General features: G+C 38.3%; 15 protein-coding genes. 8 read left to right on the forward strand and 7 right to left on the reverse strand.

Going from position 1 to position 15,471, the window contains the following annotated elements; all coding sequences use genetic code 11:
• Nucleotides 1–41 precede the first annotated feature (41 nt).
• The 5 genes from fbaA (at nt 42) to U859_RS32205 (ending at nt 2,712) form a co-directional block, all read left to right on the forward strand.
• The gene (fbaA, locus tag U859_RS0113400) at nt 42–1,121 is read left to right on the forward strand and encodes a class II fructose-bisphosphate aldolase (RefSeq protein WP_025143873.1); all 1,080 of its coding nucleotides are present in this window, start codon (nt 42–44) and stop codon (nt 1,119–1,121) included.
• A 140-nt stretch (nt 1,122–1,261) separates the two neighbouring features.
• The gene (locus tag U859_RS0113405; RefSeq protein WP_037505465.1) at nt 1,262–1,768 is read left to right on the forward strand and encodes a low affinity iron permease family protein; all 507 of its coding nucleotides are present in this window, start codon (nt 1,262–1,264) and stop codon (nt 1,766–1,768) included.
• Complete coding sequence (locus U859_RS0113410) at nt 1,743–2,165, forward strand: GNAT family N-acetyltransferase (RefSeq protein WP_025143875.1); 423 nt, start codon at nt 1,743–1,745, stop codon at nt 2,163–2,165. Before U859_RS0113405 ends, U859_RS0113410 begins: the two co-directional genes overlap by 26 nt.
• A gap of 89 nt (nt 2,166–2,254) precedes the next feature.
• On the forward strand, nt 2,255–2,566 hold the full coding sequence (locus U859_RS32200) for a hypothetical protein (RefSeq protein WP_205314395.1): 312 nt from the start codon (nt 2,255–2,257) through the stop codon (nt 2,564–2,566).
• Entirely contained in the window at nt 2,563–2,712 is a 150-nt protein-coding gene (locus U859_RS32205; RefSeq protein ID WP_240183051.1) for a GNAT family N-acetyltransferase, read from the forward strand. Before U859_RS32200 ends, U859_RS32205 begins: the two co-directional genes overlap by 4 nt.
• 4 nt (nt 2,713–2,716) lie before the next feature.
• Here the strand turns inward: U859_RS32205 and U859_RS0113420 are convergent, their stop codons facing one another.
• From U859_RS0113420 to U859_RS0113450, 6 genes are all read right to left on the reverse strand, one after another.
• Nucleotides 2,717–3,577, reverse strand: a complete 861-nt coding sequence (locus tag U859_RS0113420) for a hydroxymethylglutaryl-CoA lyase (protein ID WP_025143876.1) — start codon at nt 3,575–3,577, stop codon at nt 2,717–2,719.
• A 283-nt stretch (nt 3,578–3,860) separates the two neighbouring features.
• Nucleotides 3,861–5,180, reverse strand: coding sequence for an NAD(P)/FAD-dependent oxidoreductase (locus tag U859_RS0113425; protein WP_025143877.1), 1,320 nt, complete (start codon nt 5,178–5,180; stop codon nt 3,861–3,863).
• Between the two features lie 561 nt (nt 5,181–5,741).
• On the reverse strand, nt 5,742–8,723 hold the full coding sequence (gene secDF, locus U859_RS0113435) for a protein translocase subunit SecDF (RefSeq protein WP_025143878.1): 2,982 nt from the start codon (nt 8,721–8,723) through the stop codon (nt 5,742–5,744).
• A gap of 406 nt (nt 8,724–9,129) precedes the next feature.
• Nucleotides 9,130–9,639, reverse strand: coding sequence for a dihydrofolate reductase (locus U859_RS0113440; RefSeq protein WP_025143879.1), 510 nt, complete (start codon nt 9,637–9,639; stop codon nt 9,130–9,132).
• An 81-nt stretch (nt 9,640–9,720) separates the two neighbouring features.
• Nucleotides 9,721–10,092: a four helix bundle protein gene (locus U859_RS0113445; RefSeq protein WP_029985751.1), complete on the reverse strand. Its 372-nt coding sequence runs from the start codon at nt 10,090–10,092 to the stop codon at nt 9,721–9,723.
• A 107-nt stretch (nt 10,093–10,199) separates the two neighbouring features.
• Complete coding sequence (locus U859_RS0113450) at nt 10,200–10,994, reverse strand: thymidylate synthase (protein WP_025143881.1); 795 nt, start codon at nt 10,992–10,994, stop codon at nt 10,200–10,202.
• A 263-nt stretch (nt 10,995–11,257) separates the two neighbouring features.
• On the opposite strand from U859_RS0113450, the gene ispE reads away from it, so the two are divergent.
• From ispE to U859_RS0113465, 3 genes are all read left to right on the forward strand, one after another.
• Nucleotides 11,258–12,061, forward strand: coding sequence for a 4-(cytidine 5'-diphospho)-2-C-methyl-D-erythritol kinase (gene ispE / locus U859_RS0113455; RefSeq protein ID WP_025143882.1), 804 nt, complete (start codon nt 11,258–11,260; stop codon nt 12,059–12,061).
• 196 nt (nt 12,062–12,257) lie between these two features.
• Entirely contained in the window at nt 12,258–12,677 is a 420-nt protein-coding gene (locus U859_RS0113460) for an OsmC family protein (RefSeq protein ID WP_025143883.1), read from the forward strand.
• Nucleotides 12,678–12,785: 108 nt separating this feature from the next.
• Nucleotides 12,786–13,952 (forward strand): trans-sulfuration enzyme family protein, encoded by a 1,167-nt coding sequence (locus U859_RS0113465; RefSeq protein ID WP_025143884.1) that lies wholly within the window; start codon nt 12,786–12,788, stop codon nt 13,950–13,952.
• A 159-nt stretch (nt 13,953–14,111) separates the two neighbouring features.
• On the opposite strand, the gene U859_RS0113470 is transcribed toward U859_RS0113465, so the two are convergent.
• The gene (locus U859_RS0113470; protein WP_025143885.1) at nt 14,112–15,365 is read right to left on the reverse strand and encodes a hypothetical protein; all 1,254 of its coding nucleotides are present in this window, start codon (nt 15,363–15,365) and stop codon (nt 14,112–14,114) included.
• Nucleotides 15,366–15,471: the final 106 nt, after the last annotated feature.

Here is a 15,471-nt window from a genome sequence, read left to right on the forward strand (position 1 = left end):
ATTTTTTTTTATAACTTCGGACTTAATAAAATTAACAAGAAATGAGTTTAAAAGGCTACAAAGGCGTAATTTACGGAGATGCCGTTCAAGAATTGTTTGAGCAGGCTAAAAAACATCAGTTTGCTTTACCAGCAGTAAACGTAACCGGTACCAATACGGTTAACGCGGTATTGGAAACTGCAAAGGCAGTAAATTCGCCTGTTATGATTCAGTTATCAAATGGAGGTGCACAGTTTTATGCTGGTAAATCGTTAGATAATGAGAAATTGCAAGCATGTATCTTAGGAGCTGTATCGGCTGCTAAACATGTACATTTATTGGCAGAGCATTATGGTGTTGCCGTGGTTTTACATACCGACCACGCCGCTAAAAAATTATTGCCTTGGATTGATGGACTTTTAGACCACGGTGAAAAATTCTTCGCTGAAACCGGAAAACCTTTGTTTTCATCACACATGCTTGATTTATCGGAAGAGCCGATTGAAGAAAACATGGAAATTTCTGCAAAATATTTAGCGCGCATGGCTAAAATGAACATGACTATCGAAATCGAGCTTGGTGTAACTGGTGGTGAAGAAGATGGCGTGGATAACAGCGATGTAGACAGCTCTAAATTATATACTCAACCTAGCGAAGTGGCTTATGCTTACGAAGAATTAAGCAAAGTTTCTCCTCGTTTTACCGTTGCTGCTGCATTTGGTAACGTACATGGTGTTTATAAACCAGGTAATGTAAAATTGCAACCTGTAATTTTGAAAAATTCTCAGGATTTCATCAAAGAAAAATTCAATTTAACTGCTGAAAAACCAATTAACTTCGTTTTTCATGGTGGTTCTGGTTCTTCTCAGGAAGAAATCAGAGAAGCAATTTCTTACGGTGCAATTAAAATGAATATTGATACCGATATGCAATGGGCATTTTGGGAAGGTATTTTAGAATATTATAAAAAGAATGAGGCTTATCTTCAAGGTCAGATCGGTAACCCTGATGGTGATGATAAACCAAACAAAAAATACTACGATCCACGCGTATGGTTGCGTAAAGGTGAAGAAACTTTTGTGAAGCGTTTAACTACTGCTTTCGAAGATCTGAACTGTATTAACGTTAACGATAAGCTTTAACGGAGTTGAAATGTTTTAAGGTTGGAATGTTGCAACGTTGAACTTTTCAACCTTACAATTGCAAAGCAAAAGCGCCATGGGTTTAAAAACTTATGGCGTTTTTGTTTGTTTTATGGTTATATTTAAGCAAACAAATTGTGATGGCAAAATCTAAAAATGAAACCAGGAAAAATAATTTTTTCGAGAAATTCGCGAATGCGGCAACCAAGTTTACAGGCAGTTCTGTTGCATTTATTGCTGCAACCGCTATTGTAATTATTTGGGCAGTAACCGGACCTTTGTTTAATTATTCTGAAACCTGGCAGTTAGTGATTAACACAGGCACTACCATTATTACTTTTTTAATGGTTTTCCTGATTCAGAAAGCGCAGAATAAAGATGGAAAGGCCATTCAGTTAAAACTGAATGAACTGATTGCAGCACAGCAGGGGGCAAGTAACCGGATGGTAGATATTGAAGACCTGAGTGAAAAGGAACTGGATCAGTTACATAAATTTTACGTTACGATTGCCACACTTGCCAAAAAAGAGGCCGATATTCATTGTTCGCATTCGATAGATGTAGCCAAAGAGCTAAATGAATTGAAATTAAAATCGAATAAACACTTTAAACACCACGATAATGAGTCTACTAGTTCAAAAAGTTAACCACCCAGAAGATTTAGATAAAGTATTTGCTATACGTAAAATTGTATTTGTAGACGAACAGAATTGTCCGCCGGAGCTGGAGTGGGAGCATGAAGATGAATCCACACATTTCCTTGCCACCAATAACGGACAGCCTTGCGGTGCCTGCAGATGGCGTAAAACCGATGCTGGCTATAAGCTGGAGCGTTTCGCTGTTTTAAAAGATTTTAGGGGACAGGGTGTAGGTCGCGCATTAATTGCCGAAGCTTTATCTGACCTACCTGAAGATGCACATTATATTTACTTAAACTCGCAACTGGATGCCATGAGTCTGTATGCCAAATTTGGTTTTGTAGCTGAAGGAGATCAGTTTGAAGAAGCTGGTATACAGCATTTTAAAATGGTGAAGAAGGTTTAATTAGGTAATTGTAATACATTTTGTTTGAATCTATATTTCAAATATTTTGATAAAACTTTTTATAATTAGTTTTGCTGAAAATCTACTAAATGGAAATTAATATCAGGGCGGCTCAACAAGAGGAAATAGAGGTGTTATTTGAATTTGAAAAGGGAATTATTGAAGCCGAGCGCCCTTTTGATACCACTTTAAAAGATGGAAAAATTCATTATTATGATTTATCAGAACTAATAAAATCACCCGAATCGGAAGTTGTTATTGCGGTAGCCAATGGCCAGATTGTTGGCTCGGGATACGCTAAGGTTAAAATTGCAGAACCGTATTTAAAACATACTCAATTTGCATATCTGGGTTTTATGTATGTAAACCCGAATTTCGAGGCAAAGACATCAATAAAATGATATTAAAAGCATTAATAAATTGGGCAAAAACCAAAGGCCTTTCAGAAATTAGACTTGAGGTTTATGATGAAAACATTGCAGCAAAAAAAGCATATTTAAAGGCAGGGTTTAAGCCTAATTTATTGGAAATGAGAATGGAAGTTTAAATTGTCAATGAAATATCTTCCCCGATAATGCCATCGCCTCATTCCATTTACCTATATTTAAATTGAGGTTTTCGCCTTTTGCATTCAAATAGTCAATAACATCTTCAGTAGCGATGTTTCCTGTTAAATCATCAGCGGCCATAGGACAGCCGCCAAAGCCTTTTAAGGCTGAATCAATGCGTTTAACACCGGAAAGATATGCGGCTTCAATCTTTTCGAACCGCTCAGCAGGAGTGGAGTGTAAATGGATCCCAATTTCTGTATTGCTAAACCTTGCAATCAATTTAGGTAATATACTTTCAATTTTTTCTGGCGTAGAGACACCAACAGTATCAGCTAAAGATAAAACTTCTACGCCTTTGTCAACCAGAACATCAGCCCACTTTTCTATAATTTCATAATTCCATTCATCACCATACGGGTTTCCAAAGCCCATGGATAGATAAACAACGGCTTTTTTATTGTTTTTTGCACAAACTGAAAGCATTTCTTCAACCGTATTTAATGATTGTGAGATACTCGAATTGGTATTACGCTGCTGGAACGTCTCAGAGATCGAAAAAGGAAAACCTAAGTAATCAACCGCTTTGTGTTTAACTGCATCTTCTACGCCCCTTAAATTAGCTACAATAGCCAACAACTTAGTGGAAGTGTTACTTAAATCTAATTGTGCTAAAACTTCGGCTGTATCGGCCATTTGTGGAATAGCTTTAGGCGAAACAAAACTGCCAAAATCAAGGGTATCAAATCCTACCCCGAGCAAAAGAGTTAAATACTCGGCTTTAAGTTCAGTAGGAACAAAATCGTGTAATCCCTGCATCGCATCGCGTGGACATTCTACTAATTTGAATTTATTATGGCTCATATTTTTGGTTTAACCGCAAAGTGCGCAAAGTTTTTCGCAAAGAAAAGAAAGTATATTGTTTTATTGCTTGATGGCTTTATTGTTGATAGTTCATGGTGAAATGGTTAATGGCCATGATGTTTAACTAATTTGGCGCAGTTCAGTTAACAAATAATGTACTTTCTCAATTGGCAGTTTGAAAACAATTTAACAATAGATCAATCTAACAATTAGCACACCCGCTAAACATTTCGCATCAGTTAACCGATTTAAACAATTAACCAGTTAACCATTAGGGAATGAACTAATGAATCTCCGTCGGAATTTCCTCCCTGTAATCCACACTTCGGTCTTTTGCAAAGGTTCTGATAATTAAACGCGTTCCACGGTCGTAGCTGAAATAACTCCAAAGCCAGTTTACAAAAACAATAATTTTATTACGGAAGCCAACTAAGGTCATTAAGTGCACAAACATCCAGGTAAACCAAGCGAAAACACCTTGGAAACGGATTTTACCGATATCTACGACAGCTTTATTTCTGCCAACTGTAGCCATTGAGCCTTTATCAAAGTATTTAAATTTCTCTAAAGGTTTATTTTCTTTAATGTTGATCAGGTTTTTGGCCAGATGATGCCCTTGCTGGATTGCAGCTGGCGCAACCCCAGGGTGACCGTTTGGTGTTTCTTCATCAATAATGGCGGCTACGTCGCCAATTGCATAAATATTCTGATAACCTGCTACCAAATTCTGGGTATCGGTTTTTAATCTTCCTCCACGCACCACTTCAGCTTTATCTAAACCTGCTAAAACTTCACCTTTAACACCGGCACTCCAGATTACTGTTGAACTTAGAATCGCTGGTTTATCCTGTAAAGTAAGGGTATGGCCATCATAACCGAGCACCCTGGTTTCATTCATCACCTGAACGCCCATATCGGTAAGGAAATCTTTGGCTTTTTTCTGTGCCTGTGGCGACATTACACCCAATAATTCAGGAGAATTTTCGACCAGATAGATATTCACCTTACTTAAATCCATTTCCGGATAATCGTTTGGGATAACATGCTTTTTAAGCTCTGCAATGGCCCCCGAAGTTTCAACACCTGTTGGGCCGCCACCTACTACCACGAAGTTTAATAGTGCACTTTTTTTATCTGCATCTTTTTCAATCAGCGATTTTTCGAAATTCTGTAAAATCAAACTCCTTAAATCCAACGCTTCGGGGATCGATTTCATCGGCATTGAGTTGGCCTCGATTTCTTTATTGCCGAAGAAATTACTGGTAGAGCCAGTGGCAATAACCAAATAATCGTAATTAACCCTGCCTACATCTGTTTGTAAACAATTTTCTGCCGCATTTACTTCGGTAACTTTGGTTACCCGGAAAATGAGATTCTTTTGTCCTTTAAAAATCTTACGTAGGGGAAAGGCGATAGAATCGGCTTCTAAACCACCCGTGGCTACCTGATAAAGTAATGGTTGAAAAGTATGATAGTTATGTTTATCGAGCATAACCACCTGAAAAGGTTTGTTTTTTAAACGTTTAGCTAACTCAATCCCACCAAATCCGCCACCAACAATAACTACTCTAGGGTATTCGCTTTTAGGAAGTTGTAAATCCATTCTGTATCGGTTTATCTATTGCAATGTAACAAAAAGATGGCCAAAAGGTTTAAAAATTGAGGTTTTGGCCACTATTTCAGCTGATTAATTAATATATAACGCTGGTATGACGAAGGTTGGTTTTTGGAGGTGTTGAGCAGCTAATCGATGTTAAATAAACCTGATAGAAATGGAAATCCTTTTTAATTTGCAGCAACCCCAACATCTTGTCATGCTGAGGCACGAAGCATCTGCAACCGATGAAACAGATGCTTCGTGCCTCAGTATGACAGTGCCAACTAAAAAGATTGGAATGTATAGCAGGACTGTCGAAACCGAAAAACCTCAGGATTTGCTTTTCAAAACCTCACCCTGTTAAGGTTAGAAAGTTGGCTAGGTTATGGTTGGACAATTCGCTAAACGCAGTATTAACGTAACGGTTAAAACCACAATCTCTTATTTTCCTCTCCTCAAGGAGAGGAATGCATTTCAGAAAAAATTCCGGTAAACTTTGAAAAGGAGAGGCACAAAAAAAGCGCCCCGATAAATCGAAGCGCTTATATATTTTAAGATTTTTGGATCTTATTTTTTCTCAGCTGAACTACCCAAATCGATTACGATAGGAGTAGAGATACATAATGATGAATATGTACCGATGATACGGCCGATTAACAAGGCGAAGATGAATCCGCGGATGCTATCACCACCGAAAATAAAGATTACCAATAATACGAAGAATACCGTTAATGAAGTTAAAATGGTACGGCTTAAGGTACTGTTTAACGCGAAGTTGATTAAGTTGTTACGCTCTTCGCCATGTAAATCTTCTTTACCAGCTTCTTTTAGTTTCTCACGGATACGGTCGAACACAACAACGGTTTCTGTCATGGTGTAACCCATTACCGTTAAAATTGCTGCGATAAAATCCTGACCGATTTCTAATGAGAATGGCATAATACCATCTAAAATAGTGTAGAAAGATAATACCATTAACACATCATGGAATAATGCGATTACCGCACCTAAACCATACTGCCATTTTTTGAATCGTACAACGATGTAGATAAACATGAACAAACATGAGATCAATACTGCGTAGAAAGCACCGTTTACGATATCGCTGGCGATAATAGGCGTTACTTTTTGTGAGCTTACGATTTCAAATTTAGAACCTGCTAAACCTTTGTTTAAAGCATCTTCTACAACTTTATCAGTTTTAATGTCCTGATCTTCGATGTGGAAAGTAGTGGTGATTTTTACCTGACTGTCTTCGCCTGCAGTTTTAACCTCTGGGGTTTCGTTACCGAAAACCGGGGTTAATTTCGATTTTAAATCTTCAGTGTTAACTGCTTTATCGAAGTGAACCAAATAAGTTCTACCACCTTTAAAATCAACACCCAGGTTTAAACCACCGTTTTTGAAGTACATACCAATACCAGCAACAATAATGATGGTAGAAATGATGTAGTAAATTTTACGACGGCCAACAAAGTTGAATGCTAAGTTTTTAAATGCATTACGGGTTAAGCTGTTATCGAAGTTGATTTCGATTTTACGTGTTAATAACGATTCGAAAACTACTCTTGAAATGGCTACAGCAGCAAATAATGATGAAAGGATACCAATACATAATGTAGTGGCGAAACCTTGAACCGGACCGCTACCAAAAGCATAAAGGATAGCTCCTAAGATGAATAAGGTAACGTTTGAGTCGATAATAGATGGCATTGCATGTTTGAAACCTTCTTTAATGGCAGCGCCAATGCTTTTGCCGTGTGCAAGTTCTTCACGTACACGTTCAAAAATCAGGATGTTTGCATCAACCGATAAACCGATGGTTAACACGATACCGGCGATACCAGGTAAAGTTAACACAGCACCTAATGATACCAGGATACCGATTACGAAGAATAAGTTGATTAACAATGCAAAGTTAGCAACCCAACCAGCACGGTGATAATACAACGCCATGAAGATTAAGATTACAATAAACGCGATTACGAAAGAGATTAAACCATCGTGAATAGCTTGTGCACCTAAAGTAGGACCAACAATATAGCTACCAGCAATACGTGCAGGAGCAGGTAATTTACCAGCTTTTAAAATGTTTGATAAATCTTTGGTATCTGCCTGTGTAAAGTTACCAGTGATTGACGATACACCACCAGCAATTTCGTTCTGTACCGTAGGAGCAGAATAAACCTGGTTATCTAATACAATAGCAATAGATTTTTTATTGTTTGGATCAGCAGCAGCTTCAGCAGTAATTTTTTTCCATTTAGCAGAACCTTCGCTGGTCATGTACATGGTTACTTCTGGTTTACCTTTCTGATCAAAGTCAGCACGCGAATCGCTGATTGCTTCACCACCTAAATCTGGTTTTCCATCAGCACTTACCACTTTAATGGCATACAATTCGAAAATTTTCGAACCTTCTCTTGGTTTAACACTCCACATAAATTTCATCGTAGATGGAATAGATGCAGCAACTTCAGGAAGTCTTAAATATGAGTTTACTTTAGCAGTATCTTTTTGTAACGACATACCAACAACTGCACCTGGCATTAATTGTTGTTGTCCGTTTTGTCCTTGGTAAATTGGAAGGTTAAGAACAGCATATAATGGGTTAGATTTTACTAACTCAGCCCTAACCGCTGTAGAATCTTTTTTACCTAAACCAGCAAGTTTACCGCCTTTAGCTGTACTATCTTTAGTAGCAGCTTTTTCTAAGCCAGCTAATTTACCGCCAGCTGCAGGAGCAGCAGTTGTATCTTTAGTTGCAGGAGCATCAGCTTTTAATGTTGCTGCTAAAGTTTTATTGATGTTTTCTAACAAAGGTGCAACTTCCTGTACCTGGTATACCTGCCAGAACTGTAATTCTGCAGAACCTTGTAAAAGTTTAGCAATACGCTCTTTATCCTGCACACCTGGCATTTCGATTAAGATGCGGTTACTGCCTTCTTGTTTTTGCATGTTCGGACTTACTACCCCGAAACCATCAATACGCGAACGTAATACAGTAAACGAACGATCGATAGCGCTGGTTGCTTCTTTTTCTAAGAAAGATTCAACATCGCCATTGCTTGCGTTTGGTTTTAATTGCGAAGCATTATCCTGATTTGAAAAATAATCAGCAAGTTTTACACCCGGACTTAATTTTTCAAATTCGTTAACGAAAATCTTGATGTAGTCTTTACCGCCAGCGTTTAACTGGATCTGTGCGTTTTGAACTGCTTTGTTGAAGTTGGCATCAGTAGGGTTGCCCGCTAATGATTTAACCAGTTCAGCTAACGATATCTCCATCGTTACGTTCATTCCGCCTTTTAAGTCTAAACCCAAATTGATTTCTTTGGCTTTTACTTCTTGATAAGTAAACCCAACAACTGGATAAACTTTCTCGGTACTCATCGAATCTAAGTAAGCCTTTTCTTTGGCTAAGTCACCTTTCGCATAGTTTTTTGCGTCTTTTTCTACCTTGGATGCTACCAAAGTAAAAGAAAGTGCATACGCACAAACGATAGCCAATACTATCGCTATAAACTTAATAAAACCTTTTCCTTGCATTGTTTGTTTAAAATAATTTGTCTTTCGCTGTTTTTTAACAAGTCGGCAAATCTAATTAAATTTTTAAATTATAGAACCCCTTAATTGATAAATTATTAACATTAATTTTTATCAGGCAATAATCATATAAGAATCCATCCATTGAATTCATTTCATAATCCTGAATTTAGGTTGAAATTGATTTGGAATGCAATTGTAGCATCTTTCCCTCTGTGAGCTCTAAGGTATACTTTAGAATTTTTTATTGAAAAGCAATACCTGCGTTTCTTAGGTTCCGATAGTCCCGCTGTCCGTTTTATCCCGATGAAGAATCGGGATGCCCACTACCATCGGGTTTAGCTGGCAAGGGAAGAATCGGAATTAGCTTATAAAATAAATTATTCTCGTTCTTTGCGGTTAATTTGAGCTAAATTCGCGCTAAAACCTCAAAAGTATAATCGTATATATTCTTCTCGTCTGCTTTATGGGATTCGCTACTGATTACTTTCCATTCATTCCGGTCAATTTCTGGGAAAAATGTATCAGCGTCAAAATGGTGGTGTATGGTAGTTAAATATAATGTGTCCGTTTTTGGTAAGGCTTGCCTATAAATTTCGGCGCCACCAACAATAAATACCGGTTTTCCTTCGGTTTTGGTAAGCGCTAAGGCCTCATCCAGACTATTTACCACTTCAACACCCTCAATTTTTAATTCGTTATCCCTGGTAATTACAATGTTTCTTCGGTTGGGCAATGGCCTGCCAACAGAATCGAAGGTTTTTCGCCCCATAATAACTGTATGGCCAGACGTAGTTTGTTTAAAAAACTTTAAATCGGCAGGCATGTGCCATAAAAGCTGGTTGTTTTTGCCAATTGCGTAATTTTCGCCAATAGCTACGGCTATTGAAAGCGAAGGGCTTTTTGGTTCATTGGTCATTAGTCATTTGTTTATTGGTGTTTCGCAGGGCGTATTAAGCAAAGTTTGTTAGGCCAGATTCCGACATGCATAAACGACGAGTTAAAATTTATTTAGATTTTTGCCGATATACTTAATGTAAGCATTCAGTTTTAAGTGCATAGTTTGTAGTTCGGCATAAAGTTCTGAGTAACAATCTTCAGATATTAAATTCCTGTTTTTTGATTTCCTAAGAAATGATTTTACTTCCAAGATCGAGCCCCGGCTATAGTAACAAAAGTTTTTATTCTCTTTAAAATGATAACGGCCATATCCTTCGGCAATGTTTGCACTGATAGAATCAGCCGCCCGGCATATTTGTTTTCCTATGGTATCTTTTGCGAAATAATCCCATCCCATAACGATATCCCAGATTTTATCAGAAATCAGTTCTGAAAGATTATAGACTTCTAAATCCTCTAATTTATAATTCATTTTTTTCAATTTAAGTGAATTTATATATCGGGATGATTTATAAAAATCAGATGTTCTATTCTGCACCCAAACAAATGAACCAATGGCTAATGACCAATGAACAAATATTATACTGCTACAATGCCTTTAATATGTGGATGTGCTTCGTAATTCTCCAATGTAAAATCTTCAAATTTAAAATCAAAGATGCTTTTTACATCAGGATTGATTTTCATAGTTGGAAGCGGTTTAGGCTCACGGCTTAATTGTAAGTTGGCCTGTTCGATATGGTTATTGTATAAATGGGCATCACCAAGGGTATGGATAAAATCTCTGGCCTGTAAACCGCAAACCTGTGCCACCATCATGGTAAGTAAGGCATAAGAGGCAATATTGAAAGGGACGCCCAGAAAAATATCGGCACTGCGCTGATATAACTGGCAACTTAATTTTCCATCAGCAACATAAAACTGAAAAAAAGCATGACAAGGGGGCAAGGCCATATTTTCGATTTCTGCAACATTCCATGCTGAAACAATAATTCTTCGCGAATCAGGATTGTTTTTGATCGTGTTGATAATATTCGTAATCTGATCAATGTGCTGTCCATCAGGCGTAGGCCAGCTTCTCCATTGCGAGCCGTAAACTGGTCCGAGGTTACCATTTTCATCCGCCCATTCGTCCCAGATACGTACACCATTATCTTTAAGGTATTTAATATTGGTATCGCCGGTTAAAAACCAGATCAGTTCGTGGATGATAGATTTTAAATGCAGTTTCTTTGTGGTCACCATCGGAAACCCCTCCTGAAGGTTAAAACGCATCTGATAACCAAAAACGCTTATTGTTCCCGTACCGGTACGGTCGTGCTTTTGAGCGCCATGATCAAGCACGTGCTGCATTAAATCTAAATATTGTTTCATACACCCCAAACCCCTTGAGGGGCTTTTAAATTGTAAATAATTAATAAAATACAAATATCTAAAATTTATCAGGTGTTGTAAATCATTTTAATGTTTAATTGTTAACATAGGTTGGGGAATTATGGCGTGCCATCCGGATGTTTAATTCCGGCGTGTAGTCACGGCGTGAAGCCGCGACCTACATAAAATTTGTATGTTTGCACCATGACCGTATTTGGTTTTGGGGGGAATCTCAAATCTCAAATCTCAAATCTCATACCTGTATGTTATCTTTTCCCAACGCAAAAATAAACTTAGGCTTAAATATCACCGAAAAACGTGCTGATGGTTACCACAACCTTGAAACCATTTTTTATCCCATCAATATTAAAGATGCGGTCGAAATTACCGATGCAGAGGTAACATCGTGTAAAATTCATGGAATCGATATTCCAGGCGATGAGAATGATAATCTTTGTGTTAAAGCTTATCAATTGGTGAAAAAGGATTTTGATATCCCTGCACAGCAGATCAATTTGTTAAAAAACATTCCGGTAGGGGCAGGATTGGGTGGGGGGTCAGCAGATTGTGCTTTTCTGATCAAGTTGCTGAATGAGAAGTTCAGTTTAGGTTTGTCGGTTGATAAAATGGAAGATTACGCCCGCCAGCTAGGTGCCGATTGTGCTTTTTTTATCGAGAACAAACCTGTTTATGCATTTAACAAGGGTGATGAATTTGAAAAGTACGAAGTAGATTTGTCAGCATGGTTTAAAGTTTTGGTAAAACCGCCTGTACATGTTAGCACAGCTGATGCTTATGCGCATGTAAAACCTCAAAAACCTTTGCAATCGTTAAAAGAAATCATACATTTGCATCCAACAACATGGAAATATAAGGTTATTAACGATTTCGAACTATCCGTTTTCGCTAAATATCCCCAAATTCGTCAAATAAAAACCAGTTTATACGATGCAGGCGCAACATTCGCTTTAATGAGTGGCAGCGGTTCGTCGGTTTTTGCATTGTTTAGCCATCCGGTTAAATTGCCAGAACTGGAAAAAAACAACTTAGTATTTTATGGCATTTAAGCTGAGCGTATGGCGCATAGCGTTTGAATAGCAGATAAAGGTTGAAAGTTGAAAGGTTGAAGGTTGAGAGCGTTTAAAATGTCTCATATCTCAAATCTGATATCTCGAGACTATACAGATAAATAAAATTTAAATAAAGGTGGAAGATTTAAGGCATTTGCAATGTCTCAAATCTGACATCTCGATACTATACAAAATGAATATAAATCTAATCCGCAAAAGCGGTAAATTTAATTTTGAAGCAGAAAACGAAAGCGGTTTTACCGTAGAGTTGGATGCAAAGGCTGCCATTGGTGGCGAAGGCAAAGGTTTCAGACCGATGGAGATGTTATTGATTGGTTTAGGTGGCTGCAGTGGGATTGACATGGTAAATGTATTAACCAAACAGAAGGAACCACTTGATGATGTTAAAATCGCCATAAACGCAACTCGTAAAGAAGAAGAAATGCCGCCGATTTTTGACGTAATCAACATTCATTTCGATCTTTTTGGCGACTTAAGCGTGCCAAAGGTAGAGCGTGCATTACAAATGACTTTCGATAAATATTGCTCGGTATCTAATATTTTAGGCCGGTCTGCAACAATTAACTTTACTTATAAAATAAATAAGGCGTAGGTGGAGGTTTAAGGTGTAGGGTTTAAGGTTGAGGGGCTAAATCTCATATCTAATGTCTGACATCTCAAATCTCATTCTAACATCTCACATCTCAAATCTAACAATACAATGAAATCCGAAAATTTTGAAACCATAGCTATACGCACTCAAACAGAACGCAGCTTGCATAAAGAGCATTCATCGCCAATTTACCTTACTTCGAGTTATAAGTTCGAAGATGCTGAAGAAATGCGTGCTTTGTTTGCTAACGAAAAAGAGGGGAACGTTTATAGCCGTTATTCAAATCCAAATACCTCAGAGTTTATTGATAAAATGTGCCTTTTGGAAGGTGCTGAAGATGGTTTTGCAACAGCTACTGGTATGGCGGCCATTTTTACCACATTTGGTGCTTTCTTAAAAAATGGCGACCATCTGGTTTCGAGCCGTTCGGTTTTTGGTTCAACGCATCAATTGTTGACCAATGTTTTTTCTAACTGGGGCGTAACTTTTGATTATGCAGATTTAGATAAACCACAGGACTGGGAAGCGCTGATCAAACCAAACACCAAAATGATTTTTGTGGAGACGCCATCTAATCCGGGTATCGATATCATCGATCTGGAATTTTTGGGCGATCTGGCTAAAAAACACAACTTATTATTGGTGGTTGATAATTGTTTTGCTACGCCATATTTACAACGTCCGATTGAACTTGGTGCACACATCTCTATTCATTCGGCTACCAAGTACATTGATGGACAAGGTCGTGTGTTGGGTGGCATTATTTTAGGTACAAAAGAGTTAATTGCTGATGTTATTGGTTTTGCCCGTCACAGTGGACCAGCACTTTCACCTTTTAATGCCTGGATTTTATCTAAAAGCTTAGAAACTTTAGCTATCCGTATGGATCGCCATTGTGAAAATGCCTTAAAAGTGGCCGAATATTTAGAAAAACACCCAAAAATCAAACTGGTGAAATATCCGTTTTTGCCATCGCACCCCCAGTATGAAATTGCCAAAAAGCAAATGAAACAGGGTGGAGGTATTGTAACCATTGTGGTTGATGGCGGTATAGATGCGGCACGTAAATTTATGGACCGCTTAGAGATGTTCTCTATTTCTGCAAACCTTGCCGATACACGTTCAATTGCTACACATCCTGCAACCAGCACGCATAGTAAACTAACCGAAGAGCAAAGAAATGAAGTGGGTATTGAACAGGGATCTATTCGTTTATCAATCGGTTTAGAGCATATCAACGATATTTTGGCTGATATTGAGCAGGCGTTGGCGTAATCTGCAATCAAAATATATAAAAAAGGGAGGTGTATTATACATAAGGTTGTCATCCTGAGCCTGTCGAAGGATCTATCATAGCGTTTCGACAAGCTCAACGTGACAAGTTTTAAGAGATACAAGGCTTATGATATAACCTCCTTTTTATTCTAACTATTCCTATTCGTATTTAGAAAAATCAACAGCGAATATGCAACGGTTAACCTGACTGCCATTATTAGCACCAGCGTTGGGTTCGAATTCTGTTAAACTCCATAAATATCCATATTGTGCTTCAAGATATAACGATTCGGAGCCATAAGGCCACCTGTATCGAACGGTATTGGTATCTCCATCGGTATACCTTGCCAAACGGGCGGTAGATCCATACGATTCGCTGGGTGATCCGGTGCAGGAAAGCCAGGTTCTGTTGCCTTTTCTGAAAACGCCCTGTATACCATGGGCATGATCGGACGCAAACAGACTGTTTTTAGGGATTACAGTTTGTATACCGGAGTTTTGCAATTCACCAGAGGCATTGATCGGAAATCCGAATATTTTGGGTACAATTGAGGCATCAGCACTGCCAGCATAATATTGGCCCGTCCATAGCTGGTTGTTTTCGTAATTTACCTGTACGGTAGAAAACGGACTAGCATCATTGATTTTATAATAACCTATCTGTGGGAGGATATACCTGTAATTAAAAGCATAAAGGTTGCCACTGGCATCTTTGCCACATTTATTTTCGGTTCCGGTTCCAGCGCTTACTTCGATAATTTTATCTAAATCGAATACCCTTAAGCCTAAACTTGTGCTGCTTAAATAAATTTTGCCATTAAAATAAGCGATTCCACCTGCATGTACATTTAATGGTGCATAAGAGCCATATTGTGCATAATCTAACGTTCCGGTTGGAAGGGTAGGTTGTACCAGTAAAATGTGCCTGTAAGTCAAGTAAGTGGCTGAACTTGGACTGATGTCGATAAGGCTTATCCTCGATCCTTTGCTCTCTGCCGCATCTTTGGCATACCAGCTCACCAGCAAATAACGTACACCATTCCTGGAGAAACCAGCGATACCCTGTGGGCGCCAAATAGAAGTGGTTTCATCATCTTCATTCCATCTGATACCCCTAACCCTGTTTTCTTCGGGCACGTTAAAGCCGTATACCTCAGTGTAAGAACTCCCGCCAATCGCCTGGCGGTTTTTATCCAGCTGTGTTGGGTTTAGAAAAGTAAAACCGGTGTTAATATAAGCAGAAGTATTGGTATAGGCATTTACATTTACAGCCGCGCTTACTGCTGAGGTAGCCATCAGCATATTTTTGTTTTGAACCGTTGCGCTGCCCTGTTCTTCAGTTATAGTGTTCTTTTTGCAGGAAAATGCGAACAGGCAGGAGGCTAATAGCATCCAGGTGATGTTTTTTTGCATGAGTTTATAAGGTTGATTGTTCTGGTTAAATTGGAGCAAGTTTAATGTGTAGATATAAACTTAAAGCTGAAACCGTGTTAAGGATTGGTTATGTTTAGTGCTGTGG

It is taken from the genome of Pedobacter jeongneungensis, assembly GCF_000633455.1.
In the GTDB taxonomy this organism is placed as follows: domain Bacteria; phylum Bacteroidota; class Bacteroidia; order Sphingobacteriales; family Sphingobacteriaceae; genus Pedobacter; species Pedobacter jeongneungensis_A.